The following is a 22,213-nucleotide window of genomic DNA, read 5'->3' as shown; positions in this document are numbered from 1 at the left end:
GAAGCGCACCTGAGGGCTGTGGAACGGAAAAGGCGGTGACTGTCTCGCTGCGGCGAATGTCCGCGGGCAGCGGCTACCAATACCTGCTGCGCAGCGTCGCCGCGGGCGACGGCAGCAGAGCCCTGTCGACGCCACTCACCCGGTACTACTCCGAGATCGGTACGCCGCCCGGCCGCTGGCTTGGCTCTGGAGTCCGGGCCTTGGGGAGCGGTCAGCTGGCCGCGCGAATGCAGGTGACCGAGGAGCAGCTCGCGCTGCTGATCGGCATGGGGCGAGACCCGATCACTGGGGAGCAGCTCGGACGTGCGTATCCGACGTACAAGCGCCTGGCGGACCGCATCAACGAGCGAGTGGCGGCCCTCGATCCGGAGATGACCCAGGATGACTGCGCGGCCGAGACGAGCAGGATCGAGACCGAGGAAACGGCCGCCGGCATGCGCCACGCCGTTGCTGGCTTCGATCTCACCTTTAGCGTCCCGAAGTCCGTGTCGGTGTTGTGGGCAGTCGCCGACGCGGCCACCCAGGAGCGGATCGCGGACGCGCATCATTCGGCAGTCGCTGACGTCATGGACTTCTTCGAGCGCGAGGTGGCCGCGACCCGGGCGGGCATCTCAGACAGCGACGGCGCCGTGGCTCAGGTCAGCGTCGCCGGGGTCGCCGCCGTCGCCTACGACCACTTCGACTCCCGAGCCAGTGATCCACAGCTCCACACCCACGTGGTGGTGTCCAACAAGGTTCTGACTGTGATGGACGGTCGGTGGCGCAGCCTCGATGGCCGCCCGGTGTTCTCATCCGTGACAGGACTTTCAGCGCACTACAACGCGCTGCTGGCCGACCGACTCAGCCAGGGCATCGGCGTCGAATGGGAACGTCGCGAACGCGGCGCCGACCGCAACCCGCAGTGGGAGGTCGTCGGCGTCATCGATGAGCTCATAGCCGAGTTCTCGAGTCGCACCCGCGAGATCGCGCTTAAGAAGGACGAGCTCATCGGGGAGTACGTCGCGAGGCACGGTCGGATGCCGTCGCCCAAGGTCATCGTCGAGCTCCGTGCCCAGGCGACCTTGGCCACCCGCCCACCCAAGGAGCTGCGGTCTCTCGCTGACCTGACCGCCGAGTGGCGACGCCGCGCATCCGAGCGACTGGGGGCCGACGCGACAGCATGGGCCGCCTCGCTCTGTGGCGCGGCTGGCGCTCCGCTCACCGCCGATGACGTTCCCCTGATAGCGATCGAGGCCATCGGAACTGACGTCGTGGCCGCGGTCGAGGTGAAGAGATCAGTGTGGACCCACTGGAACCTCATGGCCGAGGCGTCGAAGCAGACGATGGACCTCCGGTTCGCAACCACCTCGGACCGCGAGGCGGTGGTGTCCATGGTGGTCGACGCAGCTCAGGGTCACTCGGTGTCGCTGACTCCGCCGGAGTTGGCGATCAGTCCGGTTCGCTTCCAACGCGAAGACGGCACGAGCCTCTTCCGACCGCGGCACTCGGCCAAGTACTCATCGACCGCGATCATCGAGGCAGAAGCACGACTCCTGAACCGGTCGGAAGGCACTACCGCACCGACCGTGCGTCCCAGCGCGCTGGCACGGGTGGTGACGCACTCGAAGGCCGGACTGAGCCCGCAGCAGCGGACCGCCCTCGAGAGCATCACCGCGTCTGGTCGGCACTTGGACCTGCTGGTTGGACCGGCGGGTGCTGGCAAGACGACAACCATGCGGGCGCTTCGCGCCGCGTGGTTGGTCGAGCATGGACAGAAGAGTGTCATTGGGCTGGCGCCATCGGCGACAGCTGCCCAGGCGCTGGCCGACGACCTGGGGATCGCCTGTGACAACACGGCGAAGTGGCTGCATGAGTACGACCAGGGACGCACGGATCTGCGCGCAGGGCAACTGGTGATCATCGATGAGGCCACGCTCGCGGGAACGACCACCCTCGACCGGATCAGTGGCATCGCGGAGGCCGCGGGAGCCAAGGTCCTGCTCGTCGGTGACCCGTATCAGCTTCAGTCCGTCGAAGCCGGGGGCGCCTTCGCGCTCCTCGTCGACCGCCGCACCGACTCCCCTGAACTGACCGACATTCATCGCTTCGTGAACGAGTGGGAGAGGCACGCCTCCCTCGCACTTCGTCGAGGTGAGGTCGAGGTCATCTCGACGTACATCCGCCAGAAGCGAGTCCGCGAAGGACAGACCGACGAGATACTCGACCGGGCCTACGAGGCGTGGCGCGCGGACTGCAGGGCCGGCAAGGCAAGCATCCTCGTGACCGAGTCATCCCACGCCGTGCGGAATCTGAACGAGCGGGCCCGCGCCGAACGGCTGCTGCTCGACGGCGCTGTTGATGGTCGTGAGATCCCGCTGGCCGCCGGCAACAGCGCCTCGGTCGGGGATGTGGTCATCACCCGGCGCAACGAGCGCACTGTTCGCACCTCCGGCGGCGGCTGGGTCAAGAACGGCGACCGCTGGCGGGTGGTCGACATCCGCCGCGACGGCTCGATGCTGGTCGACCGGCTCGATCCACGACGTCGAGGCAAGACCGTGCTGCCACCGGAGTATGTCGGCGAGTATGTCGACCTCGGCTACGCCGTCACCGCCCATCGGGCTCAGGGCATCACTGTCGACACCTCCCACGTCGTCGTCACACCGACGACGACCCGGGAGAACCTCTACGTGTCCATGAGCCGCGGCCGGGAGTCGAACATCGCCTATGTAGCTCTCGACAAGCCAGACGACAGCCACTCGACTCCCGAGCCAGACGACGTCACGGCTCGCACTGTGCTCTACGGGGTGCTTCAACACAGCGGAGCAAGCATGTCCGCGCACCAGACGATGGAGGCCGAGTACGCCATCCACGGCGGCATCGATCGCCTCGCCGCCGAACTCGAGACGATCGCGGCGGACGCCCAAAGCGATCGGTTCGTGGACCTCCTCCGACGGTCCGGTCTCACGCCTGAACAGCACGAAGCGGTAGTCCAGTCGAGCGCCTTCGGACCGCTCGCGGCGTCCCTCCGCCGAGCGGAGGCCCACCACCACGATCTCGATCGCCTCGCCCCTCGGATTGTGAAGCAGCACGAACTCGACGACGCTGAAGACATCGCAGCGGTGCTTCAGTACCGGGTCGAGCAGGCAGCGGTGTCCACGCCTCGCGGCTGCCGAATGCGTCCGCGCCTGATCGCCGGTCTCATCCCGGAGCCATTGGGGGAGATGTCCGCTGAGGACCGGCGGTCAATCGACGAGCGCGCGGATCTCATCGAGACACGGGCCTATGCGCTGGCTGCCGCAGCTGTCGACGCCGGTGCGCCTTGGGTGGGCCGATTGGGGACAGCGCCGACCGAGCCGGTGGCCAACGAATCCTGGCTACACGCGGCAGCGACAGTCGCCGCGTACCGTGATCGCTACAAGATCGAGTCTGATCTGCCGACTGGCGGAGGGGCCACTAGCGACGCTCAACGGGCCGACCGCCTGCGCGCCCTCGCTGCCGCCCGCGAGGCGGTGCGCGTCTCGTCCATCCGCGCGCCGGTGCTGCGTGCGCCGGTCGCTCAAGTTCGTGCCGTATCGACTCCATAGACGTCACAAGTCGTGGCCGTCCACAGGTTGGTGACGCAGTCGTGGCGGATGTTCCGTTGTGCCGTACGACCAAGGTGTCCCGTCCGAGTCCAAGGGAGGCCGCCCATGTTGTTCTTGATCGCATTGCCCGTTTTGCTCCTCGTGGCGGCTGGTCACCGCTGGCTGCATGCGTACGCGCCCACGAATCTGGTGATCTCTCGAGCGCGGCTGGCACCGCCGAGATGGCGCTTGGTGCTGCTCCTCGGGGCCATCGCGATCATCCTTCTCCTCGCGATGCGAGTCGTCGATGTGTGGGTCGCCGCTGGAGCGCCGAGCTGGCTGAATCTCGTGGTCCTGGTCCTTGCGTGGGACGCGATCAAGTTCGGGCTTGCATCGTGTCTAGTGGCCTTCGGCTGCGCGCGAGAACTCGCAGTCGCCGCCGCGTCAAGCAGGCGCCCTTCTCAGAACGGTGGCACGTGTGCCTGACGCAGTCGACAATCGTCGGGTGGCCATCGTCTACCTCGACAGCGCCCCTGAGAACCTCGTCCCCGAGCTGGGGTTGAGGGTCGTCTCGGTCCTGGATGATCGTTGGAATGGATGGCTCCGGCCCTTGGCCACCGCAGACGCCTTCGGCAACTTCCTCGATGCGTGGAGACGCAATGATCCGAACGGGATCTGGGGCTGGGCCACCGAGGTGGGGGACACCCTGGTGTGCAGCCGGTCTGACGACGACGATCCTGCGGACGAGTTCCCGAAGGTGGACACGCTCCCTGACGGACGCGCCGTCTACGACTTCACCGGGTGGACTTGGGTGGAGGGTCCCGAAGGGTAGCGGTGTGCGCGGCGTTCAGAGCCCCATGTGGTTCCTGAGCCGTCGCGCAAGCAACTCCGCGATCGGCACGGCGACTGCGTTTCCGATTGCCCCCATGCTGCGGGAACGGGCACCCGGAAACTCGTAGTCATCGGGGAACCCCTGGATGCGAGCCGACTCGCGCACGGTCAAGTAGCGCAGCGAGTTGTCATCGAACCGAATCATCGCCTCGCCACCACTGACTCCGTGGACTCCGGCCTTGATGGTCTTGGCCGGCCAGTCGTAGGGGCTTCCCGAATGCTTGGGATAGGCACGAGCACCTGGTATCCCTCGATGGTTAATGAAGCCATCGGCATCGACGCCATCAACGGGCTCGGGTAGCCCCACGACAGCGTCGCGGATGGTCTGCCAGCGTTCCGTCTCCGGACGGCCTAGCTCCTTAAGCTCTCGCTTGCGCTCCTCCATGCCGTCAGGAAGTACGGGCATCGCCATGCCATGTGAGGTCCAGTAGTCGCCCGTGACCCACTGGTCGTAGAGCAGAGCGTCGCGGCTGAACTCGCCGTCGATCTTGTCTGGCCAGGTATCGGCGTTCGGAAGGTCCGTTCGGATCCCGACCAGAAAGACGCGGCGCCGGTTCTGCGGGAGGCCGAAGTCAGCGGCGTCGACCAGATGCTGGGTGACGTGGTACCGCAAGGAACGTGGCTGAGCCTTCTTGATCCGAGCATCGTGCTCTGTCCAGAGTTCATCCTCATTGGGGGTCACAGTCGGCTTCTCGAGCTGATGCCGGATGTAGGAGAAGTATGGCGAGAAGGACGGCCTCGTGAGCCCCGGGACGTTCTCAAAGATCACGAACTTCGGACGCAGCTTCCGCACGACTTCCAATGCCGCCGGAAACATGTTCCGATCGTCCTCATCGCCAGCATGCACACCTGCGAGCGAGAACGGCTGGCACGGGGGTCCGCCCGCTACTAGGTCGACCTGCCCTTCCTTGAGGTCGGTCTGATTGAGCCAGATGCGGACGTCCTTCTCGTGCACATCGTCCTTGTTCCACAGGTTCGGGTGAAGCTCCGCGTTGTATCGAAGGATCGTCGCGGCGGGCTTGTACCACTCGACCAGCGCAAGGTGTTCGAACTCGGCATTGCGAGTCCCGAGGGCCATGCCGCCGCCGCCCGCGAACAGCTCCACCGAGGTCAACGAGTTGCTCATCGGCCGGTGCCCTCCCGCCGACTGCGAACGGCAAGTTCGACCCGATCCGCCACCCGGACGACATCACGCTCGACGTCGGACGCCCAGACGCGTATCACCTCCCAGCCGTCGTTGGTCAGCGCCTCGGTGACCTGAGCGTCTCGTTGCATGTTGCGGCTGATCTTCTTCATCCAAAAGTCTGAGTTCGCGTGGCGGAACTCGTCCTTGAAGGACTTGTAGCCACGTGTCCGCCATCCGTTGCCGTGCCAACGGTCGCCATCCACAAAACAAGCGACCCGGGCCGGCCCGAACACGATGTCGGGCTTGCCCACGAGATTCGTAGACACTCGGAAACGGAGTCCTCTCTTGTGCAGCTCACGGCGCAGGGCCATCTCTGGTCGGGTCCCGGTATGCCTGACCGCCGACATGATTCGGGAGGTCGTTTGGGGATCGCGTGTCACGCCTGCTCGCCGCCTTTCGACTGGCGAGACGCCACGCGGTAGTACTTGATGGCGATGGAACAGCGCTCAGCGATCCGCCCGTGGTGCGCCCTCTCTCCACGCGTGACTGGGTGATCCAACGTCTCCAAGATCACGATGCAGCCCTTATGGCTCGGGTTGCTCGCGAGGTAGTTGATCGTTGCCCAGACCAAGTGGCGGAAGTTCTTCGCCGCGTCCCACACCACGTAGGTCGCCGAGCCATCCACCTTGGCGAGACAGTGGAAGGGTTTGACCCCCTGGCTGTTGTCGACCACCGCGGCTTCCGAGCCGAGAGCGTGCTGGACGAGTTGCTCAGCGGTGGGCCCGATGGATGTGCCGAACCTCGCGTACCTCCCGGCTCCGAGGCGAGCCCGTCCGTACTCCTTCATAGGGCCGTCTTTGATCCAAGAGCGGGCGTTCTCACTGCTCATGTACTTGGTGAGGACGCCGCCGATCTCGGGATCGGTCACCCAATCGTCGTACTGCGCGGTCCGATTGTTGGGCGGCAGGTGCTCCCAGTCGAGCCGATCCGCGGCGGCATATAGAGCCTTGACCACACCGTCGATCTGATCCTTCGGCACGCGGCGGGACTCTGCGGCACTCATGATGCGGGGAGGTCGGGGTCGAGGAACTGGAGACGTGCGTCATCGTTCGCCGTCTCAAGGTCAGCGGCGTCAAGAATCCACTGTTCGAGGAGAGACTCGGCCCGAGCGTCGCTGAAGCTGATCTCGGGCTGAGGCACGTCGGGGACGACCTCGATCTCGTCCGCATTGTTCTGCCTGCGCAAGTTGAGCAGGGCCGCGACGCGACGCAGGTCACTGACGAAGTCGAGCGCGATCACCTTGTGCTTGCCCTCGCGTAGCCGCAGTCCCCGCCCTAACTGCTGGACAAAGATCCGACGACTGTGGGTGACGCGGACGAAGCAGATGATGTTCACATCGGGCACGTCGACGCCCTCGTTCAGGATGTCGACGGCAGTCAAGATCGGGACCCGGCCGGATCGGAAGTCCAGAAGGCGAAGCTGTCGATCGCGAACCTTCAAGCCCTCGTGGATTGCCTGGGTGTTGGACCACTCTGGCGTGCGGCGGATCAGCTCCGCCATGCGTTCAGCGTGCTCCTTCGTCTGGCAGAACACGATGGCCCGCGGGTCGAGCGTCGACCGCCAGGCTGCGCTCAGCTCGTCAAGGATCGCCTCGTCTCGCTGCGGCAGGAACAACTTGGAGTTGAGTTCCTTCATCGAATAGGAGCGCCGTGACACGTCCTTGACGACATCCCAGTCGATGTTGTCAAGGAACAGCCGATAGTCGACCTGGGCGAGGTAGCCGAGGCGCATTCCCTCGCCGATGCCCAACTTGTAGGAGGCAGGCCCGAAATGGGTCTCGATGTCGTACTTGTCACCACGCCACGGAGTCGCGGTGACCCCGAACTGACTGGAGTCGCTCAACTCGGCCAGCAGTTGTCCGTACTGACCGTCCTTTCCCACATGGTGGGTCTCATCGACCATGACCAGGGAGGGTCGGTAACCCGCGAGCGCCACGTTGAGGGCACTCGCAACGGTCGCGAAGGTGACCCCGCGCAGGTCCTTGGGCTTCTCGTCGCCGGTAAGCACCTGGGTCTTCACCGTCTTCGGCAGGTGCCTCCACAGAGCGCGCTCAAGTTGCGCGACGAGGTCCTTGGTGTGAGCAGCCACCAGGATGTCGGCTTTCGGGTCCAATGAGAGGTGGTGAGCGATCACCTCTCCGCCGACGACGGTCTTCCCCAGGCCGGTGGCGAGCACAAGGAGCGCACGGCCCTCGGTGTCGAGGTCCTCGATCAACGAGGCAACGGCTTCGCTCTGGTAGTCCCGCAGCCGGATGCGCACCGGCTGGTCCGCAGCTTGCTCCCACAGCTGCAGCAGGTCGGCGCCGGTCCAGAAGTCGATGCGCTGGCCGGTGCGAGCCAGGACTTGAGCGCGCGCCACAGCGTCACGGCTGGGGCGAACGTTGGTAACGACAACGCCGCGGTCCGCGCGGTAGTGGTCCATTGCGTTGGAGACCTCATCGACCGCACTCTTTGGAACGCTGCCCTGCTTCTGCCACTTGGCCTGGAACACCCAAGTCTGGCCGGCGATCGTGCCGAGCAGATCGCCGCCTTCGTCGCCGGAGCCGTCGATGTTCGAGATGTCGCTATACCGCAGTAGGCCAAGGAGCCGCTCAACCTGCGTGGTGAACCGACGCTCACCTCCGAGGATGAGGTGCCTGGGATCAACGAAGGAGTCGCTCAAGACGAGTCCTCGGGCGCGTCGACCAGCTCCGCTTCCAGGAGGCGGCAACTCAGCCGACCGCGGTTGAGCTCATCGGGCCGCCGCCGTGTCTGGTGCTCCGCCAATTGGCCGGCGTCGTTGAGGTATCCGATCAGACGGTTGACCGTGAGCGCACGGGCGTGGCTGTCCGTGAATGTCTGGTAAGGCGCCCGGAACACTCGGCCATCGAGGAACTCGCCAGGACGCTGCTGGATGAGCCGGGAGAGGGCAGCAGAGGACGTGTACAGAATCCAGGTGCCGCTCTCTCGAGCCTCCTGCCAATCGGCATCCATGCCCTCCTGAGCGAACCGCTGCTCGGCGGCAGCCTGCTCAGGCTCCATCACGTAGCCCCAGAAACCCTCCGAGTTGCCCGAGATCACCGGCCGCATCGTGCGCCGGACGCGGTCAAGCAAAGTGTGCGCGGCCCCGCCGAGCGCCGTCGGGGTCACCTTCTGGTCGGGAAGGCAACGATCCATCAGGTCAGCGATGATCGAGCTGAGCGCCTGATTACTGCCTCGACGATCTCGGATGTGCTCGGCGATCCCAAGGACGGCGTACTCCCGCGGGTCCGCGCCAAAGTCAGTGAAGAGACTGTGGCCGAAGTCCACGAACACGTGAACGTCGGTTCCGCGCTGCTGCTGAACGAAGACGGGAACCCGCTGGCCGTTCGTGTCCGCGACCTCGGTGCCGTTCAGGCCGTAGACGGTCACCTTCAGGGCATTGCCGAAGCCAGGCAACGCGTACTCACCGGAGATGTCGTGGAGGACCTCGCCGTGCTGGCGGTACCGCTCCTGCTTCTGGTCCTCGGTCTCACGTGGCGGCGTCGGATCCCCGGGCTGCGGCTGCGAGTCAGTGGGCTCTGGAATGTCCAGCCGGGATCGAGCGTCGTCGTCGCCGCCGTCTCCCGGGTCGGTCGACTCAGGAGGCACGATGACCTTCGGCTCGTCGTGCTGCTTCGCCTGCTCGTACCAGATGTGGTCGTCCTGGTACTCAGGGTCACCTTTGCGGAACAACTTCGCCCACTCACGGGCCTTCTCGTGGATCGCGTGGTCGCCATCGCCGGGGACCAGATACTTGAGGCCGGGATCCATTCGTCGGTAGCCGGTGAAGAGACGACCGATCGGGGATTCGTTGGGCGGGTAACCGGCGTCGCGCGCGATATTCGGACGGAGAGGACCGTCCCCGCGCAGCGTGCGAACAACCTGCTTCCACTCGATCGTGTTGTACTCAAATGCGTTCTTCTGATAGTTGACCCGTACGTGATCGATGTGGATCTCGCCCACGATCCGGCCCTCGTTGGGCACCTCAATCGGGTACTCGCTGTCGGGGCGAGCACCGAGTTCATTCGGGTCCTCCCAAGCGAAGATCCCCACGTCACGAACGAGAATCTTGCGACCGTTGCGGAGGAAATCGACGCCGAAGTCGGACTTGTGGGAGTAGCGCTGGATGCCCAGCCAACCCGTGATCCGGCGCTCGCGCTCCTCCAGCTCGGTGCTGCCGCACTCCTCGCACTCGCGGACCGTAAGATCCTGCCAACGGCCACAGTCGTGGCAGGCGTTCAGCGACGGCAACTCCTTATCGATCTCGATGTATGCCGGGTACTTGACGCCCCGCTGCACCACTGAACGGTCCTTGTTCCAGATGCAGGGCAGCAGCGGCTGCACGGCCTTGCCGTCCACTCGGAGGGAGAAGTCACGGTCGCGCAGGAGATACGAGTACACGTCGCCGAGCAGGTCCCGGATCTTGGTCTGCTGACGCGACAGCAGGTCGTGCTGCTCCTGCTTCAGGTCGCTGACGATGACCTGGGTCCCGTGCTCAGCCGGATCATCCTTAGGCTCGCGGATGACCGGCACGACGAAGTTGTCCTGGTTGGCCATCTTTCGGAGGTCCAGTGTGACACTCACCCACTCGGAGTCCCCAGTACGGGTCGTGCGGACCTGGGTTGTGTTGCCGAGTCGAGCCGTCGCGATGTTGAAGCCCATGCCGAACAGTCCGAGCTTGCCGTAGCGGGCGTTGCTCGACCATCCGGCGGACAGTGCCATGTTGAGGTGCTCGAGGCTCATACCCCGGCCGTTGTCGCTGATCCAGACCTGCGCGTCCCGGTGGTCAGATGTGCGGCTGGGCAGGCTGATGGTGACCGTCGGCGCATCGTCCTCCGGAGGATCCGACAGGAAGTCATCGAAGGCGTTGTCGATCAACTCGGCTAGGCACTGCCACGGCGCGAACTCGATGTCGCCGAGCACCGCCAACAGCCGCGGATGCGGCGTGACATCGATGCTCTCCTCGCCGATGGAGACCTCCTCGTCGACCACAGTTGATCCTTCCCTCGACCCCTCGTCGGCTCCGTCTTGGTGCGACCGTACGACCCTAACTGCCGCGTCCGACGGAACCGGTTGACTTGGCTGAAGAACGGGCGTGCGTGGGCCTCAACTGGCTCCTAGCGCGCTGGCGATGGAGCCCGAGGCAACCTCTACGACAGGTCTGCGGGGACGGGCTTCGCCTTCGCCCCATGACGCCGGACGATTGCCAATACGCTGATCAGGAGGTCAATCGGCGCTCCGGTGGCAGGCATCGGCTCCGTGATGACGTCAGCAGAAGGACGCTCGGCGACCGCTTCCAGAAAGGTCGCAGACTCGACCACGGAACCAGACAGTCGGCCCAGTGACGGATTAGTTCTCGTCTTCGAGATCATCTTGCCCTGGGCTCTCGTTGTCCCCAACAGCATCTAGGGCAGCGAGCTCGTCCGGATTCTGATAACCCTTGAGGTAAGCCTCCAGGATCTCTGCTCGGCGGCTAAGCGCGCCACCGTCGTTTGAGGACTGCACGAAGATGTTGTACTCGCGGAGTCGGTTGTTTGCCGGCCGCGAGAACGCAGGGTCGTCCTCGTCCATCCGCGAGGCGAGTCGACGCAGTTCTTCGAAGCGTTGCAGCCGCTCCCTCGAAGCGCTCGCGATGAGTTGCGGGTCCCGGAAGACGATGTAATAGACGACGAGCGTACCGACCGAGCGGAGAAGGGGGTCGTCATCTACGAAGAGCCCGGCCATACGATCCAGCACGGCGGTGGCGGCCGCTTGGTACCTGGCCATATCGACTGCGCTAATCCGTGGCGGGTTCCCGCGGCTTGCGAGGAACAAATCCATCAGCGTGGCGGCCTTGGTATCAGAGATACGGCCGCTTCTGGTATCGATCTGATGCTCGATTGCCAAGAACTTCGCTGCCAGTTCCCGGTGCTTGTATCGGGAGGCCTTGATCGGCGACCGAGCAGAGAGCAAGGCGTGCCCAGCCAGGGCGTTGGCGGCATCCCGGGTCGCGCCCGACACGGAGTTGCGTCGTTCGGCGTGATTCAGAGCGGTGGCAGCGTTAAGCCGCTGAAACAGTTCTTCGATTAGGTCAATGCTGTCCGAGCTGACGCCGACGATAGGCAGCTCGAAGTCGAGGATCCGCTGCGCCAACCTCGGGTAGGCAGACTGCAGTTCCGCAAAAGTGAAACCGGCGGCCGAAACGCTCTCGTCCTCGAAGTACTCGAAGTCGATCGGGAGTCTCAACTCATTCTCAAGAAACTCTCCGACAGCTTCGAGACGTTGCTTTCCATCCAGCACCGCATACTGGATTATGCGTCCGTCTTCGGTGGTCCGGCGACTTGTCGCGCGCTCAAAGTATAGTTTTGGGACATCAAACCCATTCACGATCGAGTCGATCAACCGGCTCCGGGTTTCGCGGTTCCACACGCCGCCTTCCCGCTGGTAGGCCGGTTCAAAGTCGAGGGCAAGTCGCATGTGGGCGTAGCGTGCGATCGTAATCTCGCTCAGAGGCTCCGTGCGGATCTTCACAGCGAACCCTTGTGTGTCGCCTTGATTCGTCCGGCGATTCGATCGAGGTCACGGTAGATAGTCACCTCTGTGAGACCCAAGGTTTCAAGTTGCTCTCGTAGGGTTTGCTTCTTTCCCGAAGGGATCAGAAAGCGCCGAAGGGATCTCGCATTCGCCAGCTGGGGAACTGCATCACCATCTGCCGGCCGTTGGCTCACGGTGAAGGTGCCCGTCTGAAAACGGATTCGATCAAAGGACATCGGAGCGATGACTGCCCGTGGCTTCATTCGCTGGGAGGCGTCATGGCCTGGCCGGTAGTGGTCGAGCGCCGAGTGCCCGTCCTTCAGCAGCACGGGGTGTCCTCCGCCTGCGTCTCCCGCTTCCTCATTGAGATCGCGGGGATCGATCATCAGCAGCTCACCCTCCGCCTCTGCCTCGTCGGGCTTGGCCTCCCGACCGCGCTCGCAGGCGAAGTAGAGCCCGACTAGAGGGCTCTGGGACCAATCGAGTAGGCGAGTGGGGAGCTGGTGGTGCTGCGCGAACGTGATCCAACCCCAGTTGTCGAACGAGTACGGCTGGCCGGCCGTGGCTGCCTCTTGGCGAAAGCGATCAAGCATAGATTGCTCGCTATCGCGATGACCCGGGGTGCGAAACACAGAAGGTTGTAGCAACCATCCGCTGTCACGGTGGCCGCGATACCAGTACTCGCGGCCGTCGGCGGTGATGGCTTGCAGGGACACGAGGAGGTCTTGGACACTCCCAATCTCGGGAGGTGCAGGTTGCGCCTCAGCAGTCCCTTCAGTCACGGACGCAAACTAGCAGCCGGCCTATGCGTGGCCGCCCGCGGGCGAATGTTGAGGGTCGCTGAGCTTGGAGACAAGTTCGGGCGCGACCACCGCGCGCCCGAAGATGACCAACGCGCTCTGGCTGGGACTCTCGAGGAGGACGGGCCTCGACGTCCTCGATTGATCATGATGGCCCGTGCCCAACGCCCGCCCGTACCGTGCGGAGACGACGGTGCGACATTGCCGTTGCGTCCGACCGAACCGAATCGCCCAGCGCGAACGTCACGTTGCCGAGCACAATTCACCTGCCTGAGTGGGCCGCTCGCACGGGGTCGCGGTGCAAACCTGCAACCTCAGGTTTGAGTCGTTCTCAGCAAAGTCGGAGGCTTCATGACCTTGACTGACTGAGTCGGTCAGTTATTGTGTGCGGGTGGCACGTCTCATTCCTCCGGACAGACTCCCCGCCGTCATCGAAGCCGCGGTGGGTGTCTTCGTGACCCACGGCTATCGGCGCACCCAAGTGCAGGACATTGCCGACGTCCTCGGCCTGGCCAAGGGCACCCTCTACGGTTACGCCGCGACCAAGGAAGCACTGTTCGCCGGCGCCGTTCGCTACGGCGACAGACTCGAGCCGCTGCCCGACAACAGCGCCCTGCCGATGCCCGCGCCCGCTGACGGCGAGCTCGCCGAATTGGTTGCGGGACGGCTGGCGGCCGAGATCCCCGACCTGGCTCTCACCCAGGCGCTCGCGGGTGATCGGCTGCCGAGCACTCCTGGCGAGGCTGCTGCCGAGCTTTCCGGCATCGTCGTGGACCTCTATGAGCGGCTATCCCGCAATCGCGTGGCCATCAAGCTCGTCGACCGCTGTGCCCCGGAGTTGCCGGAACTGGGCAAGGTCTGGTTCGAAACCGGCCGCGGCGACCAGATGTCCGCCATTCAGGCCTACCTCGACAGTCGCCAGCGGGCGGGCCTGCTCGCACTGCCCGGCCCGGTCGACCTGGTCGCGCGCACCACGGTCGAACTATGCGTGCTCTGGGGCGTGCACTGCCGCTTCGACCCCGACCCAGCCGCCTCGCCGTTGCCGTACGACGACGCAACCGTGGCAACCACCCTCGCCGCAATGATCACCCGCTCGATGAACCCAGATGGAGTTGCCTGATGACTGTCCTCCCACTCCAATGCTCACTCGACCGCAGACCCTGGCCACAACGAGCACTCTCCCTCGCTACCCGACGACTGACTCGGTACCTCTCTGAGCAGGCAGCCCACCCGCACGGACTCGGCGGTCCTCTGATCGGGCGGCTGTGGGTGAAGGAGACTGCGAAGACCAACGACGCGGCCCTCGACCTCTTGGCGCCCGGCCCAGGCGAGGACATCCTCGAGATCGGCTTCGGCCCCGGGCGTACGCTCGGTCTCCTCGCCGAGCACGGCGCCCGGGTCTCGGGCGTGGACGTCTCCGAGGAAATGGTCCGCCTCGCCAGGCGCCGCAACGCCGAACTCGTCCGGACCGGGACCCTGACGCTTCACCGAGGGAACGGGATCACGCTCCCCGTCGATGACAGCTCCCTGGACGCCGTGCTCTCGGTCCACAACCTCTACTTCTGGCGCAAGCCTGAGGCCACCATCTCCGAGATCGCTCGAGTCCTGCGACCTGGTGGCCGACTCCTCCTGGTGTTCCGTGGTCGCGAACACCAGCTACCCAAGCGGCTCGACCCGGCCGTCTACCGGGACGTCACCACCGACCAATGCATGGCGTGGCTGGCCAGCGCCGGCTTCGACGCTCGGTGCCATCACCCCGATGGCGTTTCCCCCCAGGTCTCCTTCGTGATGGCGAAGTGCTCGCCGCGAGGCCTTGACTCCGGCTTCCGTAAGCAGTAGCTTACCGTGCGTGACCACTTACGCAGTCGACGCCTGGACGGCGCTGGCTGACCCGACCAGGCGGGAGATCTTCGCCCGACTGGCGGTGCGACCGCGTTCGGTCACGGACCTGGCCAGCGAGCTGCCAGTCAGTCGGCCGGCCGTCTCGCAGCACCTGCGGGTGCTCAAGAACGCCGACCTGGTGCGGGTCCGGCCCGAGGGCACTCGCCGCATCTATGCCGTGGATCCCGACGGTCTGCGTGCGATGCGCGCCGAGCTTGAGATGTTCTGGAGCGCGGCGCTGATCAACTTCAAGAGGCTCGTCGAGGCCGAGCCACAGGAAAACGGAGTGAGACCATGACAGGCACGACGCAGAGCGAAGCCGTCCGATTCGACGTCACCGTCGAGGTGTCCGCCGAGCGCGCCTTCCGGGTGTTCACGGAGCACTTCGACCAGATCAAGCCCCGCGAGCACAACCTGCTCGCTCCCGAACCGATCGCGGAGACCGTGTTCGAGACGCAGGTCGGCGGACATGTCTACGACCGCGGCGAGAACGGCTCCATATGCCGCTGGGCGCGGGTGCTGGCCTTCGATCCACCGCGGCGCTTCGTGATCAGCTGGGACATCTCACCGACCTGGCAGCTCGAGACCGACCCCTCCCAGGCGAGCGAAGTTGAGGTCACCTTCATCCCCGAGGGGCCGAACCGCACGCGCGTCGAGCTGGAGCACCGCCACCTCGAACGCCATGGCGAGGGCTGGGAGTCCGTTCGCGAAGGCGTGGCTGAGCAGGGCGGCTGGCCCCTCTACCTGCAGCGGTACGTCGACGCCGTCGCTGCCTGATCGCTCGTATTACTGCCTGCCTTGGCGCGGGTGGGTTTCATACATGCGCACCGCGACCAGTAGCCCGGAGCCAGCGGTGAGCCCAGCGATGGCCCAGATGGCTTCACGAATCCCGAAGGCATCTGCGAGGACTCCGGTGAGGAGGGCGCCGACGGCGAACCCGAGGTCACGCCAGAGTCGGTAGACGCCGACGGCTCTTGCGCGCCAGGAGGGATGGGCGACGTCGCCGATGGAGGCGAGCAGGGTGGGGTAGACCATGGCGGTGCCTGCGCCGAGGGCGATCGAGGCGAGAGCCCAGGCGGTGAGGGTGTCGGTGGCGGCAATGGCGGCAAGCGCGGCGGCCTGGACAAGCATCCCGGCAGTGATCAGGTGCTTGCGCCCCCACCGGTCGGACAGGGCGCCGCTGGCGAGCTGCCCGAGACCCCAGACGGCGGGGTAGAGCGCGACGAGGAGGCCAGTCGGGCCGAGGCTGAGGCCGGCGGAGATGAACAGGACAGGGAAGAGCCCCCAGGCCAGGCCGTCGTTGAGGTTGTTGACCAGCCCGGCCTGGCTCGCTGAGGAGAGTGCCGGCTCGCGAAAGCTGGTCTGCGTGAACACCTGCCGGTCGGTCAGGTCACTCGGCTGATCACCCGTTTGGGCCTGCGTGGAGGCTTCGTGGTCGGCATGTCCGCGCGTCTCGCGGACGGCGAGCGTGGAGAGACCCAGGCCGAGGGCGGCGTAGGCGATCCCGACCAGGAAGGGTTCGGGGCGCAGGCCGGCGTTGGCGGCGATCTCGCCGGTGATCAATGCGGTGACAGCGAGGGCGAGATAGCCTGCGGACTCGTTGAGACCCATGGCAAGGCCCCGGCGGCTGGGGCCGACGAGGTCGATCTTCATGATGACCGTGGTGGACCAGGTCAGCCCCTGGCTGATCCCGAGCAGGACGTTGGCACCAACCACGATCCACCAGTCGGGTGCCCAGATGAGCAGCATCGGGACGGGCACCGCGACCAACCAGCCCGCGACCAGGACCGGCTTGCGGCCGTAACGCTCCGACCAGGTACCGGCCAGGTAGTTGGTGAACGCCTTGGCCAGGCCGAAGGCGAGGATGTAGGTCAGCGCCGCGGTGTAGGAGTCCAAGCCGAACACGTCGGTGGCCAGCAGCGGCAGGACAGTACGTTCCTGGCCGAGCATCCCGCCCACCAACGCGTTGACCGCGACCAGGAGCGTGAACTGGGCGGCGTTCGCGCGCAGCCCCAGGACCGGGGCGGTGACTCTCTCGGTCGGCTTCACGGGCCGGATTCCAGCCGCTGGCCGTTGGCCTCGGCCCACTCTTCGGGGCCGCCGTCCAGGACGCTGACCTGCGTCAGCCCGTGTCCGGCGAGGATGCTTGCGGCGCCCATGGCGCGCTCCCCGTGGCCGCACATCACCACTGTGGGCGCGTCAGCGAGCCGGTCGGCGGCCTCCGCGATGTCGCCGAGCTCGATGTGCACCGCGCCTGGGACATGCCCGGCCTGATACTCGGCCCGTTGCCTGATGTCGAGCACGCGGATCCCAGGATTGGGACTGGCCTCGGTCAGGGCCATAGAGATGCTGGGCAGCGAGGCCGCGGTCCAGGCGTCGATGCCGCCGGCGAGCTCTCCGACGATGTTCTCGTAGCCGATCTTGGCGGCCTGCCACAGCACCTCGTCGAGGTCTTGGTCCGGTTCGCGCACGACGACGATCGGGCGATCGTGGGCGGCCAGCCAGCCCAGCCAGCTGACGAAGGCCGGCCGCAGCGGAATCGACAGCGCCCCGGTGGGGTGCGCGGCGGCGAACGAGGGGACGGGCCTGACATCGAGGATGGTCGCACCGGCAGCCTGCACGGCCGCGACCGCGGGCGGTGTCATCGCCGGGATATGGAGCTTGCGGGGGAGTAGGGCGGGTCCGCGCCGGTTGGCCTCGCCCAATCGGTGGAAGTACGGGGGGTAGGTCCCCAGGCTGTCGATCAGCTCGGTGACGAAGGCGTCCTCGTCGCGAGCCCGCATCACGGGGTTACCCGCGCGCTCGGCGCCGATGGTGCTGGTCCGCTCAGCCCCGGCCGGGGCAGAGCAGAACGAGCCCGCGCCGTGCGTCGGCCAGACGGCGACCTCGTCGGGCAGCTCCAGCAGCCGTCGTACCGACCGGTACTGGGCGCGCGCCAGCTCCTCGGTGCGGGCCGGGTCGACCAGGTCGGTGCGAGCGACGGCGCCGACCAAGAGGGACCCTCCGGTGAAGACCCCGACCGGCCGGTCGCCGTCGAGCAGGAGATAGGACAGGTGCTCGTCGGTGTGCCCCGGCGTGCCCAGGGCGCGCAGCCGCAGTCCGCCGAGATCGATCTCGTCACCGTCGCGCAGTCCGGTGTGGTCGAACTTGCGGTCCCCGGCGGCGGAAGCAAGCACCGACGCAGAGTCCGTCGACGCGAGCTGGCGGGCTCCGGAGAGGAAGTCGGCATGGAGATGCGTGTCGGCGCCGAACGCCACCCGCAGCCCGCGGGCTGAGAGCGCATCGCGCATCGCGCGCAGGTCACGGCAGGGGTCCACCGCCAGCGCGCGGCCGTCGCCGAGGTCGACCAGATAGGAGGTGTTGCCCAGGCCCTTGTCCACGAGCGTGACGGGCTCGGGAAAGCTCACGGGCCCTCCACGCCCGCAGCGGCGGGCTTGCGGGCGCTGACGAGCACGTACCCGAGGAAGGGGATCGCCCGCGACATCCGCGGCATCAGCCAGGCCATCTTGCGAACGTACGCCGGCCGGCTGATCGCGCGGGCCATCACCGCCGGTGCGTGACCACGTTCGTCGGCCAGGAAGCCGCGGGCGGTCATCATCTCGAACGGGCCGGACTCGGTCTCGATGTCGACCAGTCCTGCTCCGCCGTAGATCCCGGTCCACTCCTCGATGGTGTCGAACCGCATCCCGGGGCAGACCTGGCCCAGGAAGACCTCCTTCGCCTCCTTCGTGGGTGGTTCGCGCCAGCAGAACTCAGTGGCCAGCACCCGTCCTCCCGGGCGGGTGACCCGAGCGAGCTCGGCGGCCGCCCGGCGGCGGCCGACGAACATGGTGACCGCCTCGGCGATCACCGCGTCGAAGTGGGCGTCGGGATAGGGCAGCGACCTGATGTCGGCGTCCTCGACACTCACGCGATCCGCCGCCCCGGCGGCCGAGACGTTCGCGGTCGCACGCTCACGCATCAGCGGCGCGATGTCTGCAGCAACCACTTGCGCCCCGTACTCCCGCGCGAGCCGGATCGCCGTGGTGCCGACCCCGCAGCCGATGTCCAGCACCCGCTCGCCCGGCCTTACGGCGGCGAGCTCGAGCAATCGGTCGGTCGATGCCCGGCCTCCGGGATGGATGACTCGCTTGCCCAGGACTGCCAGGAATGCGTAGGGATCCAGCCCTCGCACCTGTTCGCTGGTCAACGTCGCCATCGTGGCCACCTCCGCTAAGTTCAAGAGAACCCTTGAATACTGTCCGCCTCCAGCATTGCTTGTCAAGCAATCTCTTGAATATGCGTGGCGCCAGGTCGCATACTCGGGGCGTGGGCGACTGCTGCGAACCGGGCGGGTACGACGAGACGTTCAGCAAGCACTTCGCTCGCAGGATGGCGCGTCGTTATCGACGCCGGGGGCTGAGCCGGTCCGCCCAAGCCATCGTCTCGTTCCTCACCGATCGCGGTCTCGAGGGCGCGCGTGTCCTCGAGATCGGGGGAGGGGTCGGTGAGCTCCACGTCGAGCTGCTTCGTCAGGGAGCAGCCACGGCGACCAACCTGGAGATCTCCAACAGCTACGAGACCGAGGCGGCGGAGCTGCTCGAACGCACCGGTATGGCGGCGCGCGTGGAGCGCCGGTTCCTGGACATCGCCCAGGACCCCGCCGAGGTCGAGCGCGCCGACGTGGTCGTGCTCCACCGGGTCGTCTGCTGCTACCCGGACTATGAGCGTCTGCTCACCGCTGCGGCCAGCAAGACGGGCCGTCTGCTGGTGTTCAGCCACCCACCCGACAACCTCGTCACCCGTGCGGTGTTCTGGGTGGACAACAGTCTCCGCAGGATCAAGGGCGACACCTTCCGGGCCTTCGTACATCCGCCGGCGGCGATGCTGAACGTCGCGGTCGGATCTGGGCTGCGCGATGCCTATCGATGGCGCGGGTTGGGCTGGTGCGTCGTCGGCTTCGAACGGTGAACGACGTCGCGGTCAGGCGGGTTTGGCGTAGGCCTTGATGCCCGTGTCGAGGATGACGCAGGGTTCGTCGCCGACGGTCCAGGCGTCGTGGCCGGGCTCCAGGTCCACGACGTCGCCGGGGCCGACGGTGATCTCGTTGCCGTCCTCGAACGCGATCGTCATCTGGCCGGAGGTGCAGATCCCGGTGTGGTGGGTCTGGCAGGAGTCGGTGCCGGCGATCGGCTTGACATCGTTGGACCAGCGCCAGCCTGGCTCGAAGACGCCGCGGCCGAGGGTGAAGTCACCGAGGGTGACCACGTCCATGTGACCGTGGGCCTTGAAGGGCCGCCGTTCGTGCGGGGTCTCGATGTTCAGCTTCTCTGACATGGTGCTGCCCTCTCTTTCTCCAGTGATTCCTAGCGTTCGGTCTTGATGGCCAGCAGGGAGATGCTCTTGACGCCGTACTTCGCGCTGGCGTTGCGCGCCTGGTCGGAGATGAACTCGTACGGGTTGAGGCGGTGTGCGGCGATGGTGAAGCCGGCGGACTCGATGGCCTGGAGGTAGAGCTCCTGCTGGGCGGCCCCGCCGATGCAGGAGGCCCACAGGTCGGCGTTGCAGACGATGGCGTCCGTGAGCGGCTGCTCGCTGATGATGTCGGCGATCGCCAGGCGTCCGCCGGGCTTGAGGACGCGTGCTGCTTCGGCGAACACCGCGTTCTTGTCCGGGCACAGGTTGATCACGCCGTTGGAGATCACACAGTCGACGACTGCATCTGGCAGTGGCAGCGTCTCGATGCGGGCCTCGCGGAACTCGACTTGTTCAAGACCCGCCTCGGTGGCGAGCCGACGGGCCTTGTCGAGCTGCTCCTGGGTGAAGTCGACTCCGTACACGTGGCCGGTGGGACCGACAAGGCCGGCCGCGTAGAAGGCGTCCATCCCGGAGCCGCTGCCGAGGTCGACCACGGTCTCGCCGGCCTGCAGGTCGGCCAGGTCGAAGAAGTGGCCCACCCCTGCGAAGGACTCCACCGCTCCGGCGGGTACGTCGGCGAGTCGGTCGGCGTCGTACCCGGCGCGGAGCGCGACCGGTGCGCCGAGCTCGAAGTGGAACCGGTCCTGTGGCTGCTGGGCCACGTGCCGGTACATGTCCTTGACCTTGGCCTCGAGCTCCTCGGTGTTCACCAGGATCGTCATGGCAGGGCACCTCTCGGGATGAAATTCAATAGTTCGCTTGAATAAGACTCCTGAGAGACTCGCTTTGTCAAGAGAAATCTTGAATACTGTTGGGAGGAGGTGACGCGATGTCGGACCATGCAGCCAAGGCCGCGCTGTACGACGCGCTGGCCGAGTCGGCCAAGGCGCTGGCCAACGGGCGCCGGGCAGAGCTGGTCGACGTGCTCGCCCAGGGCGAGCGCTCGGTGGAGGAGCTGGCGGAAGAGATCGACCAGAGCTTCGCCAACACGTCCCAGCACCTACAGCGCCTGCTGCGCTCCGGACTGGTCGAGGCGCGTCGGGAGGGCACCCGGATCTACTACTCGCTCTCCAGCCCCGTCGTTGGTGACCTGTGGCGGACCATGCGACAAGCGGCACAGGAGCACGTCTCGGGTCTCGAACAGCTGGCTGCCGACTACCTCGGAGACCGCAGCAGGCTGCGCACCATCACCCGCGACGACCTCCGGGCGCGGCTGCGGGACGGCGACGTGGTCGTGCTGGACGTCCGCCCCGAGGCCGAGTACGCCGCCGGCCACATCCGCGGCGCGGTGTCCATCCCGATCGCCGACCTGAAGTCCCGGCTCGGCCACATCCCCGACGGTGCCGACGTGGTGGCGTACTGCCGCGGGCCGTACTGCGTCTACGCCGACGAGGCCGTCCGGATGCTCCAGCGGAAGGGCGTGACCGCGGCGCGGCTCGAGGACGGCTTCCCCGAGTGGGCCGCGGCCCGTCTCCCGGTCGCCCGCGGCTAGGGGCGCGTACCCACAACGAACAACATTCGCATCAACGGTCGAACCTCCTAGGATCCAAACGAGGAGGCACGCTCCGTGTCAGATCTGCCGGCGATCGACGTGCTGCTGGCCAGGGCCCGCAGCGGGCTGGACCGAGTGCGGCCCGAAGGCCTCGCCGAGGAGCTGGCCGCCGGCGCGATCCTCATCGACACCCGCCCGATCGAGCAACGGCGGCGCGACGGTGAGTTGCCTGGCGCCATCGTGGTCGACCGCAACGTCCTCGAATGGCGGCTGGACCCGACCTCCCCGCACCGGTTGCCCATCGCGACCGATGCCAACACCCGGTTCATCATCGTCTGCAACGAGGGCTACAGCTCGAGTCTTGCCGCCGCGACCCTTCAAGAGCTCGGACTGCGTTCGGCCACGGACCTGGTCGGGGGATTCCAGGCCTGGCGCTCGATCCAGTCGTGAGGCCCGGCGGCCACGGGTGAATCGCCCTTCGTGGCTCGAGCGGTTGGGGGTGGGCTTGGCGA

Annotated in this window: 21 protein-coding genes; 9 read left to right on the top strand and 12 right to left on the bottom strand. The window is 66.2% G+C overall.

Annotated features, from left to right (window positions below; all coding sequences use genetic code 11):
* The first annotated feature begins 35 nt into the window (after positions 1-35).
* The gene (mobF, locus tag ISU07_RS06445; RefSeq protein ID WP_323742465.1) at positions 36-3,563 is read left to right on the top strand and encodes a MobF family relaxase; all 3,528 of its coding nucleotides are present in this window, start codon (positions 36-38) and stop codon (positions 3,561-3,563) included.
* A 484-nt stretch (positions 3,564-4,047) separates the two neighbouring features.
* Positions 4,048-4,374: a hypothetical protein gene (locus ISU07_RS06440; protein WP_194705939.1), complete on the top strand. Its 327-nt coding sequence runs from the start codon at positions 4,048-4,050 to the stop codon at positions 4,372-4,374.
* Between the two features lie 15 nt (positions 4,375-4,389).
* Here ISU07_RS06440 and ISU07_RS06435 read toward each other — a convergent pair whose 3' ends face one another.
* The 7 genes from ISU07_RS06435 to ISU07_RS06405 all read right to left on the bottom strand — a co-directional run bounded on the left by ISU07_RS06435 (position 4,390) and on the right by ISU07_RS06405 (position 12,913).
* Complete coding sequence (locus ISU07_RS06435; RefSeq protein ID WP_194705938.1) at positions 4,390-5,559, bottom strand: DNA cytosine methyltransferase; 1,170 nt, start codon at positions 5,557-5,559, stop codon at positions 4,390-4,392.
* Positions 5,556-5,999, bottom strand: a complete 444-nt coding sequence (locus tag ISU07_RS06430) for a very short patch repair endonuclease (protein WP_194705937.1) — start codon at positions 5,997-5,999, stop codon at positions 5,556-5,558. Before ISU07_RS06430 ends, ISU07_RS06435 begins: the two co-directional genes overlap by 4 nt.
* The gene (locus ISU07_RS06425; RefSeq protein ID WP_194705936.1) at positions 5,996-6,598 is read right to left on the bottom strand and encodes a hypothetical protein; all 603 of its coding nucleotides are present in this window, start codon (positions 6,596-6,598) and stop codon (positions 5,996-5,998) included. Before ISU07_RS06425 ends, ISU07_RS06430 begins: the two co-directional genes overlap by 4 nt.
* Positions 6,599-6,618: 20 nt before the next feature.
* Positions 6,619-8,280 (bottom strand): DEAD/DEAH box helicase family protein, encoded by a 1,662-nt coding sequence (locus ISU07_RS06420; RefSeq protein ID WP_194705935.1) that lies wholly within the window; start codon positions 8,278-8,280, stop codon positions 6,619-6,621.
* Entirely contained in the window at positions 8,277-10,610 is a 2,334-nt protein-coding gene (locus tag ISU07_RS06415) for an ATP-binding protein (protein WP_194705934.1), read from the bottom strand. Before ISU07_RS06415 ends, ISU07_RS06420 begins: the two co-directional genes overlap by 4 nt.
* Positions 10,611-10,967: 357 nt before the next feature.
* The gene (locus ISU07_RS06410; protein WP_194705933.1) at positions 10,968-12,128 is read right to left on the bottom strand and encodes a DUF262 domain-containing protein; all 1,161 of its coding nucleotides are present in this window, start codon (positions 12,126-12,128) and stop codon (positions 10,968-10,970) included.
* Positions 12,125-12,913: an FRG domain-containing protein gene (locus ISU07_RS06405; protein ID WP_194705932.1), complete on the bottom strand. Its 789-nt coding sequence runs from the start codon at positions 12,911-12,913 to the stop codon at positions 12,125-12,127. The genes ISU07_RS06410 and ISU07_RS06405 overlap by 4 nt, the downstream gene beginning before the upstream one ends.
* A gap of 409 nt (positions 12,914-13,322) precedes the next feature.
* Here ISU07_RS06405 and ISU07_RS06400 point away from each other — a divergent pair, with 409 nt between their 5' ends.
* From ISU07_RS06400 to ISU07_RS06385, 4 genes are all read left to right on the top strand, one after another.
* Complete coding sequence (locus ISU07_RS06400) at positions 13,323-14,051, top strand: TetR/AcrR family transcriptional regulator (RefSeq protein ID WP_194705931.1); 729 nt, start codon at positions 13,323-13,325, stop codon at positions 14,049-14,051.
* A gap of 149 nt (positions 14,052-14,200) precedes the next feature.
* Positions 14,201-14,770, top strand: coding sequence for a class I SAM-dependent methyltransferase (locus tag ISU07_RS06395; RefSeq protein WP_194705930.1), 570 nt, complete (start codon positions 14,201-14,203; stop codon positions 14,768-14,770).
* Between the two features lie 10 nt (positions 14,771-14,780).
* A complete protein-coding gene (locus ISU07_RS06390) occupies positions 14,781-15,110 on the top strand; it encodes an ArsR/SmtB family transcription factor (RefSeq protein WP_194705929.1) in 330 nt (109 codons plus the stop codon).
* Positions 15,111-15,157: 47 nt separating this feature from the next.
* Positions 15,158-15,589, top strand: a complete 432-nt coding sequence (locus ISU07_RS06385) for an SRPBCC family protein (RefSeq protein WP_323742464.1) — start codon at positions 15,158-15,160, stop codon at positions 15,587-15,589.
* A gap of 9 nt (positions 15,590-15,598) precedes the next feature.
* Here ISU07_RS06385 and ISU07_RS06380 read toward each other — a convergent pair whose 3' ends face one another.
* Genes ISU07_RS06380 through ISU07_RS06370 form a run of 3 tightly spaced genes read right to left on the bottom strand, consistent with a single transcriptional unit; the run spans position 15,599 to position 19,010 of the window.
* Complete coding sequence (locus tag ISU07_RS06380) at positions 15,599-16,861, bottom strand: MFS transporter (protein ID WP_323742463.1); 1,263 nt, start codon at positions 16,859-16,861, stop codon at positions 15,599-15,601.
* Entirely contained in the window at positions 16,858-18,219 is a 1,362-nt protein-coding gene (locus ISU07_RS06375) for an MBL fold metallo-hydrolase (protein ID WP_194705927.1), read from the bottom strand. Before ISU07_RS06375 ends, ISU07_RS06380 begins: the two co-directional genes overlap by 4 nt.
* Positions 18,216-19,010, bottom strand: coding sequence for an SAM-dependent methyltransferase (locus tag ISU07_RS06370; RefSeq protein ID WP_194705926.1), 795 nt, complete (start codon positions 19,008-19,010; stop codon positions 18,216-18,218). The genes ISU07_RS06375 and ISU07_RS06370 overlap by 4 nt, the downstream gene beginning before the upstream one ends.
* Positions 19,011-19,120: 110 nt before the next feature.
* On the opposite strand from ISU07_RS06370, the gene ISU07_RS06365 reads away from it, so the two are divergent.
* Entirely contained in the window at positions 19,121-19,762 is a 642-nt protein-coding gene (locus ISU07_RS06365) for a class I SAM-dependent methyltransferase (protein WP_323742462.1), read from the top strand.
* 12 nt (positions 19,763-19,774) lie between these two features.
* Here ISU07_RS06365 and ISU07_RS06360 read toward each other — a convergent pair whose 3' ends face one another.
* Together ISU07_RS06360 and ISU07_RS06355 are read right to left on the bottom strand one after the other, a co-directional pair.
* Complete coding sequence (locus tag ISU07_RS06360) at positions 19,775-20,128, bottom strand: cupin domain-containing protein (RefSeq protein ID WP_194705924.1); 354 nt, start codon at positions 20,126-20,128, stop codon at positions 19,775-19,777.
* A gap of 29 nt (positions 20,129-20,157) precedes the next feature.
* The gene (locus ISU07_RS06355; RefSeq protein ID WP_194705923.1) at positions 20,158-20,931 is read right to left on the bottom strand and encodes a methyltransferase domain-containing protein; all 774 of its coding nucleotides are present in this window, start codon (positions 20,929-20,931) and stop codon (positions 20,158-20,160) included.
* Positions 20,932-21,038: 107 nt separating this feature from the next.
* Here ISU07_RS06355 and ISU07_RS06350 point away from each other — a divergent pair, with 107 nt between their 5' ends.
* A complete protein-coding gene (locus ISU07_RS06350) occupies positions 21,039-21,701 on the top strand; it encodes an ArsR/SmtB family transcription factor (protein WP_194705922.1) in 663 nt (220 codons plus the stop codon).
* Positions 21,702-21,776: 75 nt separating this feature from the next.
* Positions 21,777-22,151, top strand: coding sequence for a rhodanese-like domain-containing protein (locus ISU07_RS06345; protein ID WP_323742461.1), 375 nt, complete (start codon positions 21,777-21,779; stop codon positions 22,149-22,151).
* The last annotated feature ends 62 nt before the right edge of the window (positions 22,152-22,213 follow it).

The sequence above is a fragment of the Nocardioides islandensis genome, assembly GCF_015352455.1.
In the GTDB taxonomy this organism is placed as follows: domain Bacteria; phylum Actinomycetota; class Actinomycetes; order Propionibacteriales; family Nocardioidaceae; genus Nocardioides; species Nocardioides islandensis.
The sequence above is the reverse complement of the archived record's forward strand: the minus strand, read 5'-3'. Positions and strand labels throughout refer to the sequence as shown.